This window comes from Microbacterium sp. Bi128 (assembly GCF_918698205.1).
The window spans coordinates 1-1,187 of record NZ_CAKKMM010001512.1; the positions used below are offsets into that span (position 1 = coordinate 1).

Sequence of the window (1,187 nt, forward strand, 5' to 3'; positions counted from 1 at the left end):
GGTCAGGAGCGTCCGGGCGGTGGCGAGGCCAAGTCCGTCGGGGGAGCCTGTGATGAAAATGCGAGCCATGAGGATGGTCCTTTCTTCACCGTTACGTATGAAGGTTGCTGCTTGCCACTTGATGGCCTTAGCTGGGACGGGTCACACTCAAGAATGAACGCCCTGCGCCCTCATCTAGGCGGATTCGAGAACGTTCTTGAGATTGGTCAACTGAGCGACCTCGGCATTCATGGTGCGGACAATCACCGGGCCCACGAGCTTCATGAGTCCCTTGGGCTCCAGGTCCAGGCTGAAACGAACGGTCGTTCCGCCCGGCGCTTCACTGAGCCGGTACGCACCGGCCGGACGGGCCGGACCGGCCACCACCTGGAAGCCCAGGAGCTTTCCGGGGTCCGCCGCGGTGATTTCATAGTCCCCGACGATCGGCCGGCCGCCGGGGCCCGAGAGGGTCTGGCTGTACACGGCACCGAGGTCCCCGGGTGTTCCACTCTTCAGTGCTATGTCCTGAACCCCGGAGCGCCATGCGCGGTTATTCAGCCCATCCGCGAGGAACGCATAGACGTCCTCCGGTGATCGGGTGATGGTGGTCTCGTTCTCGGCGTGAGCCATTGCTACCCCTGCTGGTTTTAGTCCGGACGCGTCCAGGCCGGTCGATCGATGTTGTCCATACAGTCCGGCGTGCGCCGGCATTTAGCGGATTGCTTCTTCAGGCTCTTCAGCCATGGGGCTCAGGGTCATCCGGGTGGTGACCAGGAGAGATCCGAGCAGGGATCGGGCGGCCGCGAGCAGCACATTAACCTCAGGGCTGGCCAGTTCATAGAACAACCTGCCCTCGCGCCGTGAGGGGACAATCAGGCGCTGTCGGCGGAGAATGCTCAAATGTTGGGAGAGGTTCGACGGCTCAAGGCCCGTGTTGTCGCGCAGTCGGCTTACGGCAACTGGTCCGTCGGCGAGCATTTCCAGCAACTGGATTCGGGCAGGGTGGCCCATGGCCTTGAAAAGTTCTGCCTTCACATCGGTCTGGACCGGACTTGCAGGAAGATCATCCGGCATCGGGGCCTCCCTCCTTCACATTCAACTATTCTGAACCGCGCGTCTGTGCAGACCCCGGCGACAGGAAAACTAGCACGTGCAAGACAGAAAAGTCTGTCTTGCACACCCATCAATTGGTCAGCCCGCTTACATAT

Annotated in this window: 2 protein-coding genes; both read right to left on the reverse strand. The window is 61.2% G+C overall.

Annotation, left to right across the window (positions count from 1 at the left end; all coding sequences use genetic code 11):
• Positions 1–174 precede the first annotated feature (174 nt).
• Complete coding sequence (locus LQV45_RS34125) at positions 175–609, reverse strand: SRPBCC family protein (RefSeq protein WP_230012288.1); 435 nt, start codon at positions 607–609, stop codon at positions 175–177.
• A gap of 81 nt (positions 610–690) precedes the next feature.
• Positions 691–1,053 (reverse strand): helix-turn-helix transcriptional regulator, encoded by a 363-nt coding sequence (locus LQV45_RS34130; protein WP_028276286.1) that lies wholly within the window; start codon positions 1,051–1,053, stop codon positions 691–693.
• Between the last annotated feature and the right edge of the window lie 134 nt (positions 1,054–1,187).

Bases quoted from the DNA above. Each gene is read 5' to 3' on its own strand.
- LQV45_RS34125 (WP_230012288.1), bottom strand. From the start codon at position 609: ATGGCTCACGCCGAGAACGAGACCACCATCACCCGATCACCGGAGGAC.
- LQV45_RS34130 (WP_028276286.1), bottom strand. From the start codon at position 1,053: ATGCCGGATGATCTTCCTGCAAGTCCGGTCCAGACCGATGTGAAGGCA.